This is a genomic window from Rhizobium sp. NZLR11 (assembly GCF_019685115.1).
Classification (GTDB): Bacteria; Pseudomonadota; Alphaproteobacteria; order Rhizobiales; family Rhizobiaceae; genus Rhizobium.
The window spans coordinates 65,834-86,601 of sequence record NZ_JABDWD010000010.1; the positions used below are offsets into that span (position 1 = coordinate 65,834).

Genomic DNA, 20,768 nt, shown 5'->3' on the forward strand with positions numbered 1-20,768 from the left:
CATGGTCGGAAGTGATAGACAGAAAATTTCGCAGCGTCAACGCATGCCGCAATAAAAATCCATCCGCGCTCCTTTACCCTCTAAAAACCATGGTTTGAAGGATTTGTTAAAGGATGGACTTTATTCTTATGTCCCATTGCAGGGAGTAGCCCTTTGCTCAACAACGACTTGCGCGTGTCTGGCAAGGCAGGCGAGCACGATCGCCGCGATGGCCATGCACCGGGAAATCGCTTTCTTGGCCGCGTCGTTGCGTGCAGCGGCTCGCGGGCGACCATTGCTGCCGTCGCCGAAGAAGGCGGCACCGATCTGACCGAACTCTGGTCCGTCGGTCGGCTGATTTCGATCAGTGTCGGCCGCAACCGCGTCGTCGCCCTCGTCTACCAGATGAACACCGGCAGCCATGCCTGGGGCGAAGGCGAGGACAATAATTTCAAAATCGAGACCGAGCTGCTCGGCGAAGTCCGTGTCGATGAGGACGGGCGCGAAGAATTCTCGACCGGCATCTCGTGTTATCCCTATCTCGGCGCCATCGCCCATCGCATCCGCGCTGCCGACCTGATACGCATCTATGATGCGGGAGAGGGCACGACCGCCGTCATCGGCAAGCTGACTCAGGATGAAAGTATCGACGCAGCGATCCACATCCCCTCGATGCTCTCCAAGCATTTCGCCGTCGTCGGCTCCACCGGCGTCGGCAAGTCGACGGCCGTGTCGCTGCTCTTGCACAAAGCGATCGCGGCGGATCCGAAACTGCGTGTGCTGATCCTCGATCCGCATAACGAATTCGCCGCTGCCTTTCCCAACCACGCCGTCACGATCGATACCGATACGCTCGACCTGCCCTTCTGGCTGATGCGATTGGAGGAGTTTGCCGAAGTCGTCTTTCGCGGCCGCCCGCCGGTGCCCGAAGAGCTCGACATGCTACGCGATATCCTGCCGGAAGCCAAACGCGCCTTCCGCGGCAGTGACAATTCGCTGGTGCGCCGCACGACGGAAAAGAGTTCCATCACCGCCGACACGCCGGTGCCCTACCGCATGGCCGATCTGCTGGCGCTGATCGACGAGCGCATCGGTCGCCTCGAAGGCCGTACCGAAAAGCCCTTCCTCCGGTCGCTGAAAATGCGCCTGATCGCCGCGATCAACGATCCGCGCTACCACTTCATGTTCTCCAACAACACGATCAGCGACACGATCACCGAGACCATCGCGCAGATCTTCCGCGTTCCGGGCGAGAACCGGCCGATCTGCGCCTTCCAGCTCGCCGGCATTCCCTCCGAAGTCGTCAATTCGGTCGCCTCCGTGCTCTGCCGCATGGCCTTCGAGGTGGCGCTGTGGAGCGAAGGCGCCATCCACATGCTGGTCGTTTGCGAAGAAGCCCACCGCTACATCCCCTCCGATCCGAGCCTCGGCTTCGTGCCGACGCGCCAGGCGATCGCCCGCATCGCCAAGGAGGGACGCAAATACGGCGTCTCGCTCGGCATCATCACCCAACGGCCGGGTGAGCTCGACCAGACGATCCTGTCGCAGTGCTCGACACTCTTTGCCATGCGCCTTGCCAACGACCGAGACCAGGAAATCATCCGCTCGGCCATCCCGAACTCGTCGATCTCGACGACGAGTTTCATCTCCTCGATCGGCAACGGTGAGGCGATTGCTTTCGGCGAGGCGATCAGCGTACCGATGCGCATGCGCTTTTCCCGCGTCGACGAGAGCCTGCTGCCGAAGGCGAGCAGCGCCAACAGCAAACACAGTGAGGAAGATCCGGATACGGTCGACCTGCGCAAGATCGTCACCCGCATGCGGGCGGTCACTGTCGGACCCGACATCTCGAATTTCCAGGTGAGCTATGCTGCGTCCGCCGCAGGCCCCGACGAGGCCGATGCAGCCGACGAGGATATCGACGCAATACCCTACGCGCCGCCTGCGCCGTCGTCCGCTCCGCTCGAATCCTACCGGCGCGAACTGCTGCCGCAGACACCGCGACTGGACCCGGTCGCACCGCCAGCGATCGACCCCCGGCTGGACGCGCTCCGCCGCGAGATGCGCCGCGAGGAGCCGGTCTTCCCCCGGCCGGCATCACCGACGGACCAGCCCGCGATCACCCGCCGGGAACCCGGCACGTCGCTGCGCGAAAGCATCCTGAAAAAACCGCTGAGCAGCCTCTACAACAAGGATTGACGCTGGCGCTCGATCTCCAAAGTACGACCCGAAAAGCGTAGCGGTTTTCGGACGACATCATGCCCTACCGTTCCAAGGCGATCAGGGGCTCGACAGCGTCGAGCACACGCTGCCGATCCATCGGCCCAAGCGGCAAGAGTGGCCGCGGCAGCTGTACCTGGGCGAGAGAAAGAACGTCGACCAGCGTATAGACCACACGGATGCTTCCGAAATCCTTGAACGTTTTCCAGAGCGGCTGCAGGAGGCCATCGAGCCGGAGCGTCTCGGCGCGGTCTCCGGCAATCGCGGCTGTGGTTAGCGCAAGAGCAACGCGCGGAAACAAGCCGCCGACGACGCTGTACCAGGCGTCGGCGCCTGAGAGGAGCGCCTCGGCAGCGCCCCAGTCGCCGCTGTAGCCGATCTCAAGGTTCGTCGTCTGACGCAATGCCGCCAGTTCGCCTCTGAAATCGCTGTCAACGGGCAGAGGCATCTTCACCGCCCTGATTGTCTCGATCTCGGAGAGCCGCTGCAAAAGGTCCCGGCTGAAGGTAAAGTGGGTCGTGCCGGGATTGTTGTAGATGCAAAGCGGCAGCTTCGCCGCCTTCGTGACCGCGAGGAAGTGCTGGTAGGCTTCTTCCTGGGTGAGCGGCGTATATGAGACGGGCGCCAGCAGAAGAGCGTCTGCACCAGCGGCCTCGGCATCCCTGGCGAGATCGACGGCATGGTCCGTCCGCAGGGCACCGGCGCCGACGACGAGGGGAACGCGACCTGCGACGCACTCGACCGCAGCTTGAACGGCCCGCAGCCGCTCCTCACGCGTGAGAAAGGCGTAGATCCCGGTGCTGCCGAGAAGGCCGATGGAAGCGACGCCTGCGTCACACAGACGATCCAGCAGGCGGCAGAGGGATTCGGTGTCCACGCGGCCATCTATATCGGCGGGGGTCGGCGGAAAGGCCGAAAGGCTATGAAACGGTGAAGCGACAGACATGATGCGATCCTAAAAGACGGTCGACATGAGAACAACAGGCGCGATCCGGCACCGGCGAAAAACACGGCAAGACTTCCCTCGGTCGCCGACGCAGACTTTGGTAACAGCACCAATGTCGACTATGCCAATGACACTTATCAGATCTCCTGCGATCGCAAAGTACCCGGTTACCATATGCCTGATCGAGACCGACCGGGAGCCGTCGACGAAGGCGGGCTCTTATGGTCACGAACAACCGCACAGAATGAAAGTGGATTTTGCCCAATACCCAGCACAAGTGCGACAGCCGAACGACTTCGCCGCCTCACCTAAACCGTCATCCGTTCCCAGCTGCCGCCCATCTGGTTGCGGAACCAGGTCATTTGCCGCTTGGCATATTGCCGCGTTGCCGCAGCCCCCTTCTCCAGCACCTCGTCGCGCGTCATCTGGCCCTTCAGCATCGCCGCAATCTGCGGCACGCCGATTGCCTTCATCACAGGGGCCTCGGCCGGCAGACCAAGCGCCACCAGCGTCTTCACCTCGTCCTCCGCGCCCTGCCGCAGCATCTTTTCGAAACGACCGTTGATGCGCTCATGCAGCACCGCCCGGTCCGGCAGCACGACGATCTTGCGAGCCTGGGCAGCGTCGATCACCACTGGTCCGGACCGGCCCTGGAATTCGGCGATCGACCGTCCCGTCGCCTTGACCACTTCAAGCGCCCGGACGATGCGCTGCCCGTCCTGGCGGTTGAGGCTTGCCGCCATGGCGGGATCGGCCTCGGCAAGCTCTGCATGAAGCCCCTCCGGCCCCTCCTCCAGCAGCCGCGCCCTGAATTCCTCCCGTAACGCCTCCGGTATCTCGGGCATATCGGCGAGGCCGCCGGTCAGCGCTTTGAAATAGAGCCCGGTGCCGCCGACGAAGACCGGCAGCCGGCCGGCAGCTCTGAGCGCCGGCAGCAGCACCGCGACATCGCGCAGCCAGGCGCCAGTGGAATAACCGGAACCCGCCGGCACATGGCCGTAGAGATGATGCGGCACACCCTGCATCTCCTCTTCCGACGGGCGCGCGGTCAGCACCTGCAGCGTGTCATAGACCTGCATGCTATCGGCGTTGACGACCGCGCCGCGATGGCGCTTTGCCAGTTCGACGGCGAGAGCGGACTTGCCGCTGGCGGTCGGCCCGGTTATCAGGATCGCGTTCACTGTGCTCAGAAGGTTTTCCATCATGGCCCTCGTTGCCACGCTTGTTGCCAATCCGTCAAATCCCGTGCTGACACCCGCAATCGCCGAAAAGGCGGCCGAGGCGGTGAACGCTGCCGGCCTCTACTGGCTGGCCGACGGCATCGCCTGCGACATCGCGCTGCGTGACGGCATGGATGCGCAAGCGACCGAGGCCAATATTCTTGCAGTCCTATCAGGCGCGCCGATCGACCTCGTCATCCAGGAGCAGGAAAGCCGCCGCAAGAAGCTGCTGATCGCCGACATGGATTCGACCATGATCGGCCAGGAATGCATCGACGAACTTGCCGCCGAAGTTGGCCTGAAGGAGAAGGTCGCGACCATCACCGCCCGCGCCATGAACGGAGAGATCGCCTTCGAGCCCGCTTTGCGCGAACGCGTCGCCCTGTTGAAGGGCCTGCCGATATCGGTCGTCGACGAAGTGATCGCCAAGCGCATCACGCTGACGGCGGGCGGCCCGGAACTGATCGCCACCATGAAGTCGAAAGGTCACTACACCGCCCTCGTCTCCGGTGGCTTCACCGTCTTCACCAGCCGCATCGCCGCCACTCTCGGCTTCGATGAGAACCGCGCCAACACGCTGCTCGAAGACGGCGGCATCCTCTCCGGCTTTGTCGCCGAACCGATCCTCGGTAAGCAGGCGAAGGTCGATGCACTGAACGAGATTTCGGCAAGCCTTGGCATTTCGCCGGAAGAAGCAATCGCCGTCGGCGACGGCGCCAACGACCTCGGCATGCTGCACCTCGCCGGCGCCGGCGTCGCCCTCCACGCCAAGCCCGCCGTTGCCGCAGAAGCCAAAATGCGCATCGACCACGGCGACCTGACCGCGCTGCTCTACATCCAGGGCTATAGGAAGACGGATTTTGTGACCGCGTAAACCACGCGACACACACTTCTCCGCCTTCACCCGTGTGACTGTGGCCGCCCCTCTGCCCTGCCGAACATCTCCCCCACAGGTGGGGAGATCGGCTGGGCGCACTGGCTTCCCCAAACAATTAACGTCCAGCACGGCAAAACGATAGATAGGAGGCGCAGGCCATATCCGATCTCCCCCCCTTGTGGGGGAGATGCCCGGCAGGGCAGAGGGGGTACCGCACGGCACGCCCTCTCCTCGCTCATTCCAGTGCTTGTCAATGAAGGAAGTCGAGGCCACGGCAGCGAGACGGTCACCGCCGCCGTCCCCTTACTCCATCGGCACCGCCACAAACCGCAGATCGCCGGTTGCCGATGCGATCATCAACTGGGCGTTGCGGCGGCCCTCCTGTTTCAACGCCTGCACTTTGGCGGCGACCGCATCCGGCGACTTCATGAACTCCTGCGCCACCTCGACGATCACATCGCCTGGCTTTAACCCCTTTTCGGCCGAGGCCGAACCGGGCGTCACCTCCGTCACGACGACACCGTCGACGCTCTCGGCGATGCCGAAAGCCTTGCGCGTTTCGGCACTCAAAAGCGACAGCGACAGCCCGAGCACGTTCTTCGGCGTTGTCGCATCCGGCGACACCTGGCCCTGGTGATGGTCGGGCTTGCCCGGTGTGGGCTGCGCCTGATCGTCGGAATCCGGCTGGTCCATGTCGTTGTTCTCGCCGGGATCAGGCGTAATCACCCCGTCATCCTGTGAACCATCGGGCGCCGCATCGTCGGATGCTGCCGCCTGATCGCTGTCCTCGAGCCGGCCAAGTTTGACCTTGACGGTCTGTTCCTTGCCGTCGCGCAGCACCACCACGTCGACTTCCTTGCCGACCGTGCTTTCCGCCACAACGCGCGGCAGATCGCGCATTTCGCTGACGGTCTTGCCGTCGAATTTCAAGATGACATCGCCAGCCTTGATCGAACCATCGTCGACGGGGCCGCCCTTGATGACCCCGGCGACCAGCGCGCCCTTGGCGGTGTCGAGCCCGAGGCTGTCGGCGATATCGTCGGTCACCGGCTGAATGCGCACGCCGAGCCAGCCGCGCCGCGTCTCACCATATTCGCGTAATTGGTCGACGACGCCTGAGGCAAGCTCGGAGGGTACCGAGAAGCCGATACCAATCGAGCCGCCGCTCGGCGAAATGATCGCGGTGTTGATGCCGATCACCTCACCCTTCATGTTAAAGAGCGGCCCTCCGGAATTGCCCTTATTGATCGCCGCATCCGTCTGGATGAAGTTATCGTAGGGGCCGGCATTGATGTTGCGGCCGCGCCCGGAAATGATGCCCACCGTCACCGAGCCGCCGAAGCCGAACGGATTGCCGATCGCCATCACCCAGTCGCCGATGCGCATCGTGCTGGAATCGCCGAATTTCACCGATTTCAGCGGTGCCTTCGGCTCGACCTTCAGCACCGAAAGATCGGTCTTCGTATCCGTGCCGATCAGCTTCGCCTTGAGCTTCGAACCATTGGCAAAATTGATCTCGATGTCGTCGGCACCCTCGATCACATGGTTGTTGGTGACGATATAGCCGGCCGGATCGATGACGAAGCCGGAGCCGAGCGAGCTGACATTATGGTTCGGGCCCTTGTTGCCCTGCTGCTTGTTGAAGAAATCGTTGAAGAATTCCTGGAACGGCGAGCCGTCGGGCGCCCGCGGCGCCGGGCCTGCGCCCTCGTCGTCCTTCACATTCTGCGAGGTCGAGATGTTGACCACGGCGTCGAGCAGCCCCTCGGCGAGATCGGCAACCGAAGCCGGACCACTGTTGGGCACTCCGGGCTGAATTGCTGGGGCCTGAATTGCTGGGGCCTGAATTGCTGGGGCCTGAATTGGTGAGGCCTGCATCGGTGCGGCCTGCTGCGGTGCGGAGGGTGCAGGCGGCGTAGGTGCAGGAGCGGCCGTTTCCGGAGTAGAAGGAGCGGGTGCAACAACCCCAGGCGCTGTCGTCTCAGGCGCGGTTTGCGCATAGGCGGCCCCGTTCATGCCGGCATGCGCAAGAATTGCAGCGCTGGCCATAAGCGCGAGCGTTCGTCTGAAGGGCGAGCGAGTCGTGGGGGCCATCAAGCATCCTCATAAGCGGTAAATGCGCACATTGAGCACCAGCATAAGGCGGAATGATGGAGGGTGAAATCACCTTTTCGCGAAATCCCCGAGCAATATGATGCGCCCTCGCAAAAGCCTGATTATCTCGACCTTTCCACGAAAAAAGGGCCGGCACTCGGGCCGGCCCTTCCAGGATTGTCAGGATGCGAATGGCATCCTTTGGCGTCAGTTCGCCGGCTGCGCGGGTGCTGCGGGAGCAGCCGCGCCGGGAATTGCCGCCGCCGGATTTGTCGGCGTTCGCAGGGTGCCGGCGGCATTGTCGAAATAGCGGAAGAATTCCGAATTGGGCGACAACACCAATGTCGTGTCCTGCGACGAGAGCGCGGAGGAATAGGCCGCCATCGAGCGATAGAACTCGAAGAAACCAGGATCCTTGCTGAAGGCGTCGGCGAAGACGCGGTTGCGTTCCGCGTCGCCCTGACCGCGCAGGATTTCCGCATCGCGCTGGGCGCCCGCGGTGAACTCGACAACCTGGCGGTCGGCGATGGCTCGGCGCCGCTGGCCTTCTTCATTACCCTCGGCACGGATACGCTCGGCCTCGGCCAGGCGTTCCGAGCGCATGGCGTTATAGGTGTTGGGCGCAACCTCAGGCGAAAGGTCGGTGCGGCGGATGCGAACATCGTCGATATGCAGGCCGAGATTTTCGGCATCGGTTCGCAGGTCGTCGCGAATCTCCAGCATCATCGCGACACGCTCTTCCGAGAGCGCGGCATTATAATCGCGCAGACCGTAGACGCGGCGAAGCGATGAATCGAGCTGCGCCCTCAACCGCGCTTCTGCGGCCTCGCGATCGCCCGAGACCGTTTCGCGGAAGCGGCGAACATCCGAGATGTTATAGATCACGAAGGCGTCGACGTCGAAGGTTTGACCGTCCTGGACCTGAACGCGGATATTGTCGAGATCGAGCCTCAATGCCTGCTTTTCGACCAGCTGAACGCGGTCGGCATCCATGAAGCCGAAGGGCAGCTTGAAATAGATGCCGGGCTCGGTCTTGACCGACTGGATCTGGCCGAAGCGGACGACGATCGCCTGCTCGCGTGCATTCACCACGAAGATGGACGAATAGAGCCCGACCAGAACGATGGCGAGGATGAGGAGTATGATGGGAAGTCTGTTCGATATCATGGCTCAACCTCCCTGCTGCGCCGGCTTGCCGAGCTCATTGAGCGGCAGATAGGGCAGCACGCCCTGCTTCTCGTCGATAATGACCTTCTTCGAATTCTTCAGTACCTGCTCCATCGTTTCGATGAACAGCCGCTTGCGGGTCACTTCGGGAGCCTTCGCATATTCGTCGTTGATCGCAGTGAAGCGCTGCGCCTCACCTTCCGCCTCCTTCACGACGCGGTCCTTGTAGGCGGCTGCATCTTCACGGATTCGCGCCGCATCGCCTCGCGCCTGGCCGAGCTTCTGGTTGGTGTAGCGATTGGCCTCTTCGATCGTGCTGTCGCGGTCGCGACCGGCACGCTGCACTTCTTCGAAAGCATCGGCGACTTCGCGCGGCGGCGCCACGTTCTGGATCGTCACGCCGGTGACGGTCACGCCTGCGCCGTAGCGGTTCATCGTATCTTGCAGGATATTGAGCACGTCCACTTCGATCGGCTGTCGATTGCTGCGGAAGGCGTCCTGCGCCGGACGCCGTCCGACGATTTCGCGCATGGCGCTGTCGGAAACCTGCTGCAGGGTCTCTGCCGGATTTTCGACGTTGAAGAGATAGGCCTTCGGATCACTGACCGTGTAGAACACGGCGAACTGCACGTTGATGACGCTCTTGTCACTAGACAGCATCAGGCCGTTTGAAGACGATGCCGAGGTCGCCCCGATATTCAGCTGTTGCACGGTCACCTTGACGGTCTCGACGGAGTCCATCGGCCACAGATGAAAATGCAGGCCGGGCATCGAGATCTCGTCCTTCGGCTTGCCGAACCGCAGTTCGACGCCGCGCTCATCCGGCTGCACCACGTAGACGCACTGGATCAGCCAGAAGACTGCGACGATCGCCGCGACGATCACCGCGACGCCGCCGTTGAAACCGCCGGGAATGATGTTGCGCAGCTGGTCCTGGCCGCGCCGGATGATATCTTCCAGATCGGGCGGTCCGCCCTTGCCGCTGCCACCGCCGCGCGGGCGGTTCGGCCCCTGGCCCCATGGTCCCTGATTATTATTACCGCCGCCGCCGCCCCAAGGGCCGCCGCCGCCATTCTGATTGCTCCAGGGCATCAAAACCTCGTTGTTCGTTAAGTCTTCCACGCATCCGGAACCGTGGGGGCTGACCGGTGGATGCGTTGGTGACCGTTATAGGTATCGCCGCATCCGCTTTCAACGCAACGTGAGGAACTTGGTCAATTTAAATGGAAAATAGTTCATTTTCAGCCGTGTCGGCGTTCATAGACGACGAAGCGCGTGGGGTGACTGTCCTTCTCGCCGGCCGGAACCGCGATAGACTCCCCTGCACGCCAGATGTCGGGATCGATCGCGGGGAACGAAGCGTCCCCATCGAGGTCGGCCTCGACATGGGTGATGCACATCCGGTCTGCAAGGCCGATCGCCTGGGCGTAAACCTGCCCGCCGCCGATAATGCAGATCTCGTCGACGCCCGTTTCGATGGCCAGCCTTTCGGCCGCCGTCATCGCCTCCGGCAGCGAATGCGCCATGGAGACATCAGCATGGTCGATCGCCACCTGCCGCGAGATGACGACATTCGGCCGCCCCGGCAGCGGCTTGCCGATTGAATCGTAGGTCTTGCGGCCCATCACGACCGGCTTGCCCAATGTCAGCGCCTTGAAGCGCTTGAGATCGCTCGAAAGCCGCCAAGGCATGTCGCCGTCGCGGCCGATGATGCCGTTGCGCGCAACGGCGACGATAATGGTCTTGCGGATGTCAGCCATGAAATATCCCGGATCAGACCGCGATCGGCGCCTTGATGCTGGCATCGGCCTCGTAGCCGATCAGCTCGAAATCGTCGAAGGTGAAGCCGAAGATGTCCCTTACATCGGGGTTGATGCGCAGGAAAGGCAGCGGCTTCGGCCGGCGCGCCAGCTGCAGCTTCGCCTGGTCGAAATGATTGTGATAGAGATGGGCGTCGCCAAGCGTGTGAACGAAATCGCCGGGCTTCAACCCGGTCACCTGAGCCACCATCATCGTCAAAAGCGCATAGGAGGCGATGTTGAACGGCACACCGAGGAAAATGTCGGCCGAGCGCTGATAGAGCTGGCAGGAAAGCTTGCCTTCGGCGACATAGAACTGAAATAGACAATGGCAGGGCGGCAGCGCCATCTCGTCGACCTCGGCCGGATTCCAGGCCGAGACGATGTGGCGGCGCGAATTCGGGTTGTTGACGATACCTTTGACGAGGTTGGCGATCTGGTCGATATGGCCGCCATCCGGCGCTGGCCAAGAGCGCCACTGGGCGCCGTAGACCGGCCCGAGATCGCCGTTTTCGTCAGCCCACTCGTCCCAGATAGAAACGCCGTTCTCCTTGAGATAGCGGATGTTCGTCTCGCCCTTCAGGAACCAGAGGAGCTCGTGGATGATCGAGCGCAGATGCAGCTTTTTCGTCGTGAGGACGGGAAAGCCCTCTTCGAGATCGAAGCGCATCTGATAGCCGAAGACCGAGCGCGTGCCGGTGCCGGTGCGGTCGCCCCGGTCGGAGCCCTTTTCCATCACATGGGTCAGGAGATCGAGATATTGCTTCATGTTGCGCTGATTCCGTTTGCGTTAATTTAAGCCTCTAGCAGCAGGAAACCAATCGCCGGCAGGCATTTTCCCAATATTTCTGATGGATCGCATAACGCTTTTATGACGTTTGCCCTTTCCATCGGCTGAGGAAACCACTATATCACCCGTGCTAGCTTTCGGGCTGGCTATGGCGATAAATGAGCGGTGTAATAAGCCTATTGGACCCGGGGGCGGTACCCGGCGCCTCCACCAAAAACCGGCGGCCTCGAAGGCCGGCTTTTGATGGGGGCGAAACAGGATCGACAAGGGTGTAAAGATCGTCTTTTTGCTCGGCATTGTACCGCCGTTATCGGGCTAAAATTGTAGTTGCAAACGACAACTATGCGGAAGCTCGTCTCGCTGCTTAATCGCGGTGTGACACTTCAATCAAAGTCCTAGTGGTTCGCACCTCTAGGCGGGGTCCGAAGGCACCTGGCAACAGAAGCCTTCACCTTCTCCCTGCCGCCGAAATCATGTATGCTGCTTAAAAACGTGACTCGGCTCCGGTCTTTCCCAAGGCGCCTGGACGTGGCATATAACCTTGTGAAAAGACTTCCGAACCGACGAAAGACAGGAAAAGCATGGGGCAGGATCATATCCGCTACGACATTCTGGCACAGGATGCACTTCGCGGCGTCATCCGCAAGGTTTTGGCGGAAGTCGGAGCGACGGGCCGCCTGCCGGGCGACCATCACTTCTTCATCACCTTCCTCACCGGTGCCACCGGCGTACGCATTTCCCAGCACCTGAAGTCGAAATATCCCGAGCAGATGACCATCGTCATCCAGCATCAGTTTTGGGAGTTGAAGATCACCGAGACGCATTTCGAGATCGGCCTTTCCTTCTCCGACGTTCCAGAAAAGCTGGTCATCCCGTTCAATGCGATCCGCGGCTTTTACGATCCCTCCGTCAATTTCGAGCTCGAATTCGACGTTCCGCTCGCCGATGGCGAGGAATTGCCGTCCGGTGAAATCACCGCCTATCCAGTCGACGCGGCAGGAAAGTCGGATGAGGCCGCAGGAGCAAAACCTGCCGATGGCGAAGAGAAGAAACCGGGTTCGGTCGTCTCGCTCGACTCCTTCCGCAAGAAGCAGTGATTGAAGGGAGGCCAAGCCTCCCTTTTTCATAAGGATTAAGGCCCCGCATGAGTGCCGAAATCGTCAATCTGCGCCAATTCCGCAAGAAGCAGGCCCGCTCCGAAAAGGAGACGCAGGCCGAACAGAACCGTATTTCCTTCGGCCGCACCAAGGCCGAAAAGCAGCTCACCCGCAGCCTGAACGAAAAGGCTGACAGGGCGCATCGAGACGGCCGGATCGAGACGGATGACGATGGCGCGTGACGGTTTCATGCAAAGCTTGAACAGCCGGAGTGAACTCTGAAAGTTTTGTCTTGTGCATGTCGTTGTCCCGCAACTGCTGCACACTTCCGGGCGACCTGCATTGAGATCAGCCACTTATGCGGTTTGCATGAATCGATCTGACAATCCCATCAAGATGTAAAGCCGCTTCATGATCCGCAAGCATTCGGCGACATTACACGGCCACCGCACCAGTTTCTCGCTGGAGGATGAATTCTGGGCCGAGCTGAAGACGATCGCCGCAAGCCGCTCTATACCGCTCGCCGCGCTGATTTCGGAGATCGATGATCATCGGCCGCCAGACAGCAACCTGTCCTCGGCGCTCCGGCTGCATGTGCTCGCTTGGGCGAAAGCCGGCGCTACTGCATAGTTCTTAAATCGGAATCGAAAGCGCTACAGCGTCCTTTGCGCGTCTTTCAGACGCGCGGCGCTGTAGCCGCGAGCTGTAATCAAATCCCATGCATTTTCATTGCGCCTGAACGCCTGGCACCTGGTCGAAATTGAGCGAACCGGGCAGCGGCCCGCTGCGCCGCGCCGCTTCCGCCTCGGCGGCAGCCCTCGCCTGCGCATCCGCCTTGGCTTTGGCTTCCGCCGTGCGTGCAGCCTCAGCCTCGGCAGCAGCCTTTTGCGCCGCCGCTGCCTGCGCCAATGCGCGCAGTCGCTCTTCCTCCGCCTGCCGTTGTTGCTCGATCTCAGCCGCCTTGACGCGCTCGGCGTCATTGAACCGGTAGAGTGCTGCCTCGCGCCGCAGCCGCTGCTTTTCGAGCACGATCGCTTGTAGCCGCTCGACGCGCCGGCGCTCGCGCTCAAAAGCGCGTAGCGACAGATAGCTGGTGATATCGGTCACATCCATCGTCTTGCCGGGCGACGGCAGCATGCCGGAAAAATTCAGCCTGAGCGCCGGCTCGGCGCCGGACAGCGCTTCCGTGCCCGGATTGAGCCCGACGCCCAGCGTCGCGGTGATCCGCTCCTCCGGCAGCGCGATCTGCGCATCGGCGGTGATGCGGGCCAGATCGTTGGCGACGGTGACGTTCTGCACGCGCAATGTCCCATCGGTGATATTGAAGGGGATGCCGAGTGGCGGCAGCTTCGCCTCTCCGTTGCTGAGCAGCGTCTCGACGATAGGATGCACCTTGCCGGCATTGATCTGCTCCTGCATCGTGTCGGTCGCAGCAAGCAGCGGTGGAAGGATGGCAAGGTTCAGCCCACGTATGCTGGTTTCGCCGAGCCTCAGTTCGCCCGAACCGTTGAGCGAACTGGCAATCTCGCCGATCGTCTTGCCCGAGGCTTCCATCGACAGCGACAATCCGAATTTGCCGTTGGCGATCGGCGCGCCGTCGCGCAACCAGACGACGCCGGCAAGATCGGAATCGGCAAGTGCAAGCTTCGTCTGCAGGAAGCCGGTACCATCGGCATTGGTGAACAGCAGATTGCCGGAGAGCTTTCCGCCATCCAAGTTGCCGGCCATGTCATTGAGCTGCAGCTCGTCTCCCTTGTAGGCGACGTTGCTGGTAAAGTCGGTGACCTCCGTTTCCGGCAGACCGGGCCAGAACTGCTTGGCCGTCAGCTTCACATTGACGTCGAGATCCTTGAAGACGGGCAACCCGAGCGGCGCCGTCGTCAGCGCGCCATTGGCGGGATCGACGATCTGGCCGAACACCGCCTCGCCGAGCCAGCCGGCATCAGCCTTGGAGAGCCTCAGCTCGCCGGACGCGGTCGTCTTCGCAGCCTTCCGGTCAAAGCTTAGCGCGCCTGAAAACTCGTTGTCGGCCGCATGGCCCTTGAGATCGGAAAAGACGATCTTGTCGCTATCGACGGCGGCATTGACCTGCAGGCCGAACGGCAGCCCGGTTCCCGTCTGCGGCAGGGCGATCCCGTTCATGATGAGGTAGGGGTCGATGTCGGCGCTGTCGAGCGAAAGCACGATCTGGCCGTTCATGAAAGTCTCCGGCCGGACATCGATCTTACCATTGGCGGTGAACGAGGTCCGGTCGGTCGCAAAGGTCAGCGCCGCATCGGCAGGATCGTTGCCCGATGCCTTCACCTTCAGTGTCAGGCGGCCATTGGCGCCGACATCGACCGGCAGCGGATCGAGCCCGGCCTGGCCGAACAAGACGGACGGCACGGCGTTTTCGAGCGTCGTTTCGAGGCTCGTCGTGCCGTTGCCGGTCAGCGCCAGGAGATCGGACATGCGGTAGTCGAGATTGACGCGGCTGCCATTCGAGACGCCCGCCAGCGTTACCGTCAGGGCGTTGCCTTCATCACCGCCGAGCGTCAGCGCGCCGCGCAGCGCCGTATTGCCGTACCAACCGGCATTGCGCACCAGCCGGTCGAGCACCGGGTGATGCGGCAGGTGCTCGCGCAGCATGGTGAAGAAGCCGCCGGGATCAGCCGATTTGAAGGTGATCTCGCCCGCGCCCTTGTAGTCGAGCAGCGAGCCTTCCGCCCTGCCGGTCGCCGTCAGCTCGGCGCCGGCGATGTTCTTGATCGACAGCCGGTCGACGGCAAGCGCGCCGTCGGCGATCGTGAAGGTGGTCTCGACATTTTCGGCATCGACGCCGAAGGCGGTGAACTTATCGGCCTTGAGCTGGGCGGCAATCTTGTGGTCCAGCACGTTGTCGCCGGCATCCTGGCCAGTCATCAGCCCGCTCAGCGCCTGCAGCGCATCGAGATCGAGCGTATCACCGTTCAGCGCCACCGACAGCGTCGGCGTCTGGCCGGAAAGCGCCTGCCGCTCCAGCCGGCCCTTCAGGGTCGCCGGCCCGATGGCGATTTCAAGATTTTCGAACCGCTGCAATTCATGTGTCAGGCTGACATTGGCGGAAAAGCCCGCCTGCCGCAATTGCCGGATGGCCGGATCGACCGAGCCGGCAAGCCAGGAGGCAAGTCCCGTCGGCTGGCTGGAGGCCACCACGATCTGGCCGTTGAACGAGGCGTCGCCCTGAAGCAGCAGCTTGCCCTTGCCTTCCACCTGCGTACGCCCCGGCAGCGTACCGCTGGCGCTGTCGATCATCCAGCCGGTACCGGCCGGCTCCAACTCCAGTTGCACGTCGCGCAGCGTCGTATCGCCGGCGACGATCGCCGGCAGCTTGACACTCGCCTTGCCCGGCACCTGCGGAATCGGCACCTGGCCGATGACATCGATCAGCGAATTAAGGCGCTGGCGTGCCGAAACCGCCGCGTCGCGCGTCGTCTTGCCGGCCTCACCCTGATTGCCGATGCGGTTGACATCGATCTGCTGCCCGTCGGCGGTCAACAGGAATTCCGGCTCATTGCCGGTATCCAGCGTCGCCTCGCCGGTTATGACGTAGGGATCGTCGGTTGGGCCGATCTCCATCCGGTATTCGGGAATGCGGATGCGTTCGTTGGTGAGCTCGAAGCGGCCCTTGACGCGCGGCGGCTGCTCTTTCTTGTTGGCGGGCTTGGCACTGTTGCGGTTTTCAATCGCTGCCGAAAGCTGGCCCTGATAGTTCGGCTTGCTGTCGACGAGCTTCAGTTCACCGTCGAGATCGATGCTGACGGGGTGCTTGTCCGGCGAAAGCTTCGTGCGCATGCGCAGCACGCCCTTCTCGTCCGGCTGGCTGCTCGAGATCGAAAAGCTGCCGTGCTCGCCGTCAAGGGCCGCATCGCCCTCGATGCGCCAGGGGCCGGCCAGCGACTTGGCCGACATTTCCGCATTGAAGCCGGTGATGCGGCGTGAACGGCCCGACTGATCATCGATGAACTCGACTTCGCCGCCACTGACATGCACGTTTTCGAGAACGACGGTTTTCGCCGGTATTTCGGCGCGGCTGCCGCGCATCCAGTCGAGCGTGCCGTCCTTGAGCAATCTCAGGCGCACCTTCGGATTGACGACGCGCATGTCGAAGATCAGCGCCTCTCCCGACAGGAAAGGCGCGAGTTCCGCATCCATGGAGAACTGCTCGACCTGGACGATCGGCGTGCCGTCCGCTTCCTGGCCGACGCGCACATCATGCAGCGTGACCGACGGAAACGGCAGGAGCCGCGCATCCACCGTCCCGTAGACAGTGACTTTCTTGCCGATGATGCGGCTCGCCTGATCCTCGAAATTCTTGCGGAAATCCGTCCAGTCGATGAATAGCGGCGCAAGCAGCGCCACAAACAGCGCTACGACGATCACTCCCCCCAGAAAGACGAGGAACCGGCCTACCAATTCAAGGATTCTCCATTCGGGATTCTGGTGCCGACACTAGAGCACTTACAGCAAAAGTGCACAGCGGTTTTGCCGGGAAAAGCGCGAAGTGATGTTCTCAGCGAATTGCGGAAAAACAAAAAGACAGAGCATTTCCGAAGTGCAGAGAACGGAAATGCCCTAGCGCTGTCGATGCCGGGGCGAAGGCCCAAGTTCAGGAGAATATTCCGGTCAGCCATGGTAGAAAATCTTGCCGGGATTGAAGATATCGTCCGGATCGAGCGCCTGTTTCACCTGTCGCATCAGATCTACCGCGCCTCCGAGTTCCTGTTTCAGAAACGCCATCTTGCCTTGACCGATCCCGTGTTCACCGGTGCATGTCCCGTCCATGTCGAGCGCCCGCCGGTTGAGCCGCTGCACGAAACTCTCGGCCATGACGATGTCTTCGGCGCGTCTATCGTCGAACAACAACAGCACATGGAAGTTCCCGTCGCCGGCATGGCCGACGATCGGTCCCAGCAGCCGGTGCTCCTCGATATCCGCCTGCGTTTCGGAAACGCAATCGGCGAGCCTCGATATCGGAACACAAACATCGGTCGAAAGTGCGGCAAGCCCAGGCGCCAGCGCCCTTGCAGCCCAATAGGCGTCGTGGCGGGCCTTCCAGAGTTTCGTCCGCTCCTCGGCATTGGCGGTCCACAGGAATTCGGCCCCGCCACATTCTGCCGCGATCTCCGCGAAGGCTGCCGATTGAAGCGGCACCGTCTCGTCGGTGCCGTGGAATTCGAGGAAGAGCGTTGGGCTTTCGGCATAGGAAAGCTTGGAATAGGCATTGCAGGCCCGCATCTGCACCGTATCGAGCAGCTCGATGCGCGCCACCGGAATACCCATCTGGATCGTCATGATGACGGCATCGCAAGCAGCCTTGACGCTCGGAAAGGCGCAGGCGCCACCGGCGATCTTCTGCGGAATCGCCTGCAAGCGCAGCGTCACCGAGGTCAGGATGCCGAGCGTACCCTCAGCGCCGACGAAGAGCCGCGTCAGATCGTAGCCGGCGGAAGACTTGCGGGCGCGCCGCGCCGTGCGGATCTCCTCGCCATTGGCGGTGACCGCGGTGACGGCAAGCACATTGTCCTTCATCGTCCCGTAGCGCACGGCATTGGTGCCGGAGGCCCGCGTCGACGCCATGCCGCCGATTGAGGCATTGGCGCCGGGATCGATCGGGAAGAACAGGCCGGTATCGCGCAGATGGATGTTCAGCGCTTCGCGCGTCACACCCGGCTCGACGGTGCAGTCGAGGTCCTCCGGATTGACCTCGAGCACGCGGTTCATGCGGCTGAAATCGATGGAAATACCGCCATTGGCGGCATTGACCTGGCCCTCCAGCGAGGTGCCGACGCCGAAGCCGATCACCGGCACCTTGTGGGCCGCACACGCCCTGACCGCCGCCTTCACATCTTCGGCGCTCTCGGCAAAGAGCACGCCGTCGGGCAACTGCGGCGGGATGTAGGTGGTCGTGTGGGCATGCTGTTCGCGGAAGGACTGGCCGGTCTGGAAGCGCTCGCCGAAGCTCTGCTTGAGAATACCGAGCACGGCGGCGATGCCCGCCTCGTTGCGTGTGCCGGCCTTCGCGTCCTTCAGCGCCATCCCTTTAATCTCCCTGCCATTCCGCCGAAACCGTATCGTGTCCCGCAGGCTACAGCGCCGCGCGTCTTTTCAGATGTGCAAAGGACGCTGTAGAACTTTAAAATTGCTGCATAATTTCATCCTTAAATCGATTCCGATTTAAGGAATTATGCAGCAGGCTGGGTATGCGGCAAGTCAAAGCGGCTGTCCAGTTAAGATTGGCAGAAGATTTCATTCCCCCTTTGTTATAGGCCGGTAGCCATACACAAAGTCCGCCGTCTCCGGCGCCTCAGACGATCGGCGGGTTGAGCCGCGCAAAACCCTCTTGCCGCCGATAGGGGAAATAGGGATAGGGCACTGTTACAGCGCTGACGGCGTCGAGCCTTTCGATCTGATCCTTGGACAGGCTCCAGCCGACCGAACCGAGGTTTTGCCTGAGTTGCTCCTCGTTGCGGGCGCCAATGATGACGCTCGATACCGTCGGCCGGCTGAGCAGCCAGTTGATGGCGATCTGCGGCACCGTCCGGCCGGTCTCGGCTGCGATGGCGTCCAGCACATCGATGATGTCGAACAGTTTCTCGTCGTCGACCGGCGGGCCATACTGCGCCGTCTCGTGCAGCCGGCTTGACGCCGGCAGCGGTTGGCCGCGGCGGATCTTGCCGGTCAACCGTCCCCAGGCAAGCGGGCTCCAGACGAGGGCTCCAACGCCCTGGTCGGCGCCGAGCGGCATCAGCTCCCATTCGTAATCGCGGCCCGCCAGCGAATAATAGACCTGATGGGCGACATAACGCGGATGGCCGTGGCGCTCGGCGACGGCAAGCGATTTCATCAGCTCCCAGCCAGAAAAATTCGAAACCCCGACATAGCGGATCTTGCCCGATGCCACGAGCCCGTCGAGCGTCGACAACACCTCCTCGACCGGCGTCGAGGCATCGAAGGCGTGAAGCTGCAGGAGGTCGATATAGTCGGTCCCGAGCCGGCGCAACGCATCTTCCGTCGCACGGATCAGCCGCGCCCGCGACGTTCCCCAGTCCTGCGGCCCGTCGCCCGTTGGCAGCGCCGTCTTCGTCGAGATCAGCACAGCGTCGCGCCGGCCGCGAATCGCCTGGCCGAGCACCTCTTCGGAAGCGCCGGCCGAATAGACATCGGCCGTGTCGAAGAGATTGACGCCGGCTTCGAGGCAGATATCGACGAGCCTTCGCGCCTCCTCCGCATCGGTATTGCCCCAGGCGCCGAACAGCGGCCCGCTGCCGCCGAATGTGCCCGCGCCAAAGCTCAACACCGGCACTCTGAGGCCGGATGCGCCGAGATTTCTGTAGTCCATGGATCTGTCTCCTTCGTTTCCTGTAGGATAGACCTTGGCCGTTTGGTGATATAGATTGCATTCCAGCAAATCATCTGTGACTTGAATTCATCATGAGCCGTCAGGACATTAACCGCTCCGGCGAAATGGAAGTCTTCGTCAGTGTCGTCGAGCGCGGCGGCTTTTCCGCGGCCGCCATGGCCCGCCGCATGACGCCGTCGGCCGTCAGCAAGCTCGTCGCCCGGCTGGAGGCACGCCTCGGCGCCCGCCTTGTCAATCGTTCGACCCGCAAGCTGCAACTGACGCCCGAGGGCTGCGCCTTTTATGAGCGCAGCATCGCCATCCTTGCAGATATCGGCGAGGCGGAACGCCATGCTTCGACCGGCGAGGAAGCCGCCGGCCGCATCCGCATTAACACCAGCGGCTCGTTCGGCTATCATGTGCTGGCGCCGCTGGTTCCAGCCTTCATGGCGCTTCATCCCGCCGTGACGCTGGATATTTCCCATACCGACAGGATTGTCGACCTGATGGAGGAACGCGCCGACGTCGCGATCCGCGCCGGCCCCTTGAAGAACTCCAGCCTGATCGCCCGCAAGCTCGGCGCCACCGGCAAGATCATCGTTGCCTCGGCGGATTATCTCGGGCATCACGGCGAGCCACGCACGGTCACCGATCTCCACCGCCACTGCCGCATCGGCTTTTCCTACGTCCGCGCCGTCGAGGGCTGGCCGCTACGCGAAGGAGGCGAGACGGTAACTGTCCCGATCATGCCGGGCGTACAGGTGGGAGACGGCGAAGCCATGCGGCATCTGGCGCTATCCGGCGCCGGCCTCGCCAGACTTGCCGCCTTCACCGTGCGCGCCGATATCGATGCCGGCCGGCTGGTGCCGGTGCTCGAAAACCTCAATCCCGGCGATCGCGAGGAATTCCACGCTCTCTATATCGGTCAAGGCGGCCCGCTGCCGGCACGCGTGCGCGCGCTGCTCGATTTTCTCGCCAGCCACGTGCGTCTCTGATGCATCGCGGCCAAACCGTTCAGCAGTTCGCGACGACGACGCGCATAAAAACAATGGCTTGACGCGGCCGGATGAATCAATTTCGCAGTCCAGGACGCCGATAAAGCCCGATTTCGCAATTGACCGTCCGCCTCGCACCCGCCTATACCGGACCGCGCTAGGCGGTCTTTGCCACCGGCCGCTCTTTGCCATGCCGGGACATCCTCCCACCTTCAGCCTCAGGG

At 62.2% G+C, this 20,768-nt stretch carries 16 protein-coding genes and 1 other RNA gene; 7 read left to right on the plus strand and 10 right to left on the minus strand.

Annotated elements, in window-relative coordinates; translation table 11 throughout:
* The first annotated feature begins 153 nt into the window (after positions 1-153).
* On the plus strand, positions 154-2,178 hold the full coding sequence (locus HJB83_RS18530) for an ATP-binding protein (protein WP_207581075.1): 2,025 nt from the start codon (positions 154-156) through the stop codon (positions 2,176-2,178).
* 64 nt (positions 2,179-2,242) lie between these two features.
* On the opposite strand, the gene HJB83_RS18535 is transcribed toward HJB83_RS18530, so the two are convergent.
* Both HJB83_RS18535 and miaA read right to left on the minus strand, forming a co-directional pair.
* A complete protein-coding gene (locus HJB83_RS18535) occupies positions 2,243-3,145 on the minus strand; it encodes a dihydrodipicolinate synthase family protein (protein ID WP_207581076.1) in 903 nt (300 codons plus the stop codon).
* 308 nt (positions 3,146-3,453) lie between these two features.
* Positions 3,454-4,350 (minus strand): tRNA (adenosine(37)-N6)-dimethylallyltransferase MiaA, encoded by an 897-nt coding sequence (gene miaA / locus HJB83_RS18540; RefSeq protein ID WP_221115765.1) that lies wholly within the window; start codon positions 4,348-4,350, stop codon positions 3,454-3,456.
* Here miaA and serB point away from each other — a divergent pair.
* Complete coding sequence (gene serB / locus HJB83_RS18545; protein WP_221132069.1) at positions 4,349-5,239, plus strand: phosphoserine phosphatase SerB; 891 nt, start codon at positions 4,349-4,351, stop codon at positions 5,237-5,239. The genes miaA and serB overlap by 2 nt on opposite strands.
* Before the next feature lie 306 nt (positions 5,240-5,545).
* On the opposite strand, the gene HJB83_RS18550 is transcribed toward serB, so the two are convergent.
* From HJB83_RS18550 to HJB83_RS18570, 5 genes are all read right to left on the minus strand, one after another.
* Positions 5,546-7,336 carry a Do family serine endopeptidase gene (locus HJB83_RS18550; protein WP_221159575.1) on the minus strand — a complete coding sequence of 597 codons (1,791 nt, stop codon included), beginning with the start codon at positions 7,334-7,336 and terminating at the stop codon, positions 5,546-5,548.
* Positions 7,337-7,543: 207 nt separating this feature from the next.
* On the minus strand, positions 7,544-8,503 hold the full coding sequence (hflC, locus tag HJB83_RS18555) for a protease modulator HflC (RefSeq protein ID WP_221115768.1): 960 nt from the start codon (positions 8,501-8,503) through the stop codon (positions 7,544-7,546).
* Positions 8,504-8,506: 3 nt separating this feature from the next.
* A complete protein-coding gene (gene hflK / locus HJB83_RS18560) occupies positions 8,507-9,595 on the minus strand; it encodes an FtsH protease activity modulator HflK (protein WP_207581081.1) in 1,089 nt (362 codons plus the stop codon).
* A gap of 149 nt (positions 9,596-9,744) precedes the next feature.
* Entirely contained in the window at positions 9,745-10,263 is a 519-nt protein-coding gene (locus tag HJB83_RS18565; RefSeq protein WP_207581082.1) for a dihydrofolate reductase, read from the minus strand.
* Positions 10,264-10,276: 13 nt separating this feature from the next.
* Positions 10,277-11,071 carry a thymidylate synthase gene (locus tag HJB83_RS18570; RefSeq protein WP_207581083.1) on the minus strand — a complete coding sequence of 265 codons (795 nt, stop codon included), beginning with the start codon at positions 11,069-11,071 and terminating at the stop codon, positions 10,277-10,279.
* Between the two features lie 111 nt (positions 11,072-11,182).
* On the opposite strand from HJB83_RS18570, the gene ssrA reads away from it, so the two are divergent.
* The 4 genes from ssrA to HJB83_RS18590 all read left to right on the plus strand — a co-directional run bounded on the left by ssrA (position 11,183) and on the right by HJB83_RS18590 (position 12,819).
* Positions 11,183-11,545, plus strand: a transfer-messenger RNA (tmRNA) gene (gene ssrA / locus HJB83_RS18575).
* Between the two features lie 128 nt (positions 11,546-11,673).
* Positions 11,674-12,189, plus strand: a complete 516-nt coding sequence (locus HJB83_RS18580; protein ID WP_207581084.1) for an SspB family protein — start codon at positions 11,674-11,676, stop codon at positions 12,187-12,189.
* Between the two features lie 47 nt (positions 12,190-12,236).
* Positions 12,237-12,431, plus strand: coding sequence for a DUF4169 family protein (locus HJB83_RS18585; protein WP_007630199.1), 195 nt, complete (start codon positions 12,237-12,239; stop codon positions 12,429-12,431).
* Positions 12,432-12,600: 169 nt separating this feature from the next.
* Entirely contained in the window at positions 12,601-12,819 is a 219-nt protein-coding gene (locus HJB83_RS18590; RefSeq protein WP_207581085.1) for a ribbon-helix-helix domain-containing protein, read from the plus strand.
* 96 nt (positions 12,820-12,915) lie between these two features.
* On the opposite strand, the gene HJB83_RS18595 is transcribed toward HJB83_RS18590, so the two are convergent.
* The 3 genes from HJB83_RS18595 to HJB83_RS18605 all read right to left on the minus strand — a co-directional run bounded on the left by HJB83_RS18595 (position 12,916) and on the right by HJB83_RS18605 (position 19,549).
* Positions 12,916-16,623, minus strand: coding sequence for an AsmA-like C-terminal region-containing protein (locus HJB83_RS18595; protein ID WP_221132071.1), 3,708 nt, complete (start codon positions 16,621-16,623; stop codon positions 12,916-12,918).
* 210 nt (positions 16,624-16,833) lie between these two features.
* On the minus strand, positions 16,834-18,246 hold the full coding sequence (locus HJB83_RS18600) for an FAD-binding oxidoreductase (RefSeq protein ID WP_207581087.1): 1,413 nt from the start codon (positions 18,244-18,246) through the stop codon (positions 16,834-16,836).
* 268 nt (positions 18,247-18,514) lie between these two features.
* On the minus strand, positions 18,515-19,549 hold the full coding sequence (locus HJB83_RS18605) for an aldo/keto reductase (RefSeq protein ID WP_221132072.1): 1,035 nt from the start codon (positions 19,547-19,549) through the stop codon (positions 18,515-18,517).
* Positions 19,550-19,641: 92 nt separating this feature from the next.
* Between HJB83_RS18605 and HJB83_RS18610 the strand changes: the two genes are divergently transcribed.
* The gene (locus tag HJB83_RS18610; RefSeq protein ID WP_221132073.1) at positions 19,642-20,544 is read left to right on the plus strand and encodes a LysR family transcriptional regulator; all 903 of its coding nucleotides are present in this window, start codon (positions 19,642-19,644) and stop codon (positions 20,542-20,544) included.
* The last annotated feature ends 224 nt before the right edge of the window (positions 20,545-20,768 follow it).